The organism is Paraburkholderia piptadeniae (assembly GCF_900007165.1).
In the GTDB taxonomy this organism is placed as follows: domain Bacteria; phylum Pseudomonadota; class Gammaproteobacteria; order Burkholderiales; family Burkholderiaceae; genus Paraburkholderia; species Paraburkholderia piptadeniae.
Window position 1 is genome coordinate 1 of record NZ_CYGY02000214.1, and the last position, 617, is coordinate 617.

Below are 617 nucleotides of genomic sequence, written 5' to 3' on the forward strand. Positions count from 1 at the left end.
CACGCTGGGCGCGCGGCCGAATCGGAAGATCGCCTGAACGGTAACTCCCGTCGCGGCAGCGGTGCGGCGCTGGCACTACGCCACGAAGACGTCGCACGGCGGCCTGTCAGGCCTCACGCAGATAGCGAGCCTTGAGCATGAAGCTATCCGCCTCCATCCTGCAGTCGACTTCGTGATCACCGCCCGCGAGACGGATGCTTTCGACTTTCGCGCCCCATCTTCAGCGTGACCGATGACCCCTTGACCTTCAGATCCTTGATGCGCACCACAGAATCGCCATCAGCGAGGACATGGCCGTTGCCATCCTTGACGACACGACCGGCCTGATCGTCGTCAGGCACGCTCGGACATTCGTCGCCGCAGTCCGCGCAGACTTAGCTGTCGCCGTCCGGGCAGGTGTATTCCATTGCGTATGGCGGGCAGGCGGGGATGGTCGACATGAATCGCTTCCAGAGTATCGCGATGTGCAGCAGGCAGTACAACCGCCGGGCAGCATGTAGCTGAAGCAGACCTCTTTCGGAACATCCGGACAAGCGATCAGGCAAAGCCGCGCGAGTATGGACCAGCCATCCTTGGACGCAACGACGACGTGATCAACGTCGCAGGCCACCGTCTCG

1 pseudogene is annotated in these 617 nt (G+C 62.4%); it reads right to left on the reverse strand.

The annotated features are described in order from the left end of the window. Positions 1-106: 106 nt before the first annotated feature. Positions 107-440, reverse strand: a pseudogene (locus BN2476_RS44750) (zinc ribbon domain-containing protein YjdM). Between the last annotated feature and the right edge of the window lie 177 nt (positions 441-617).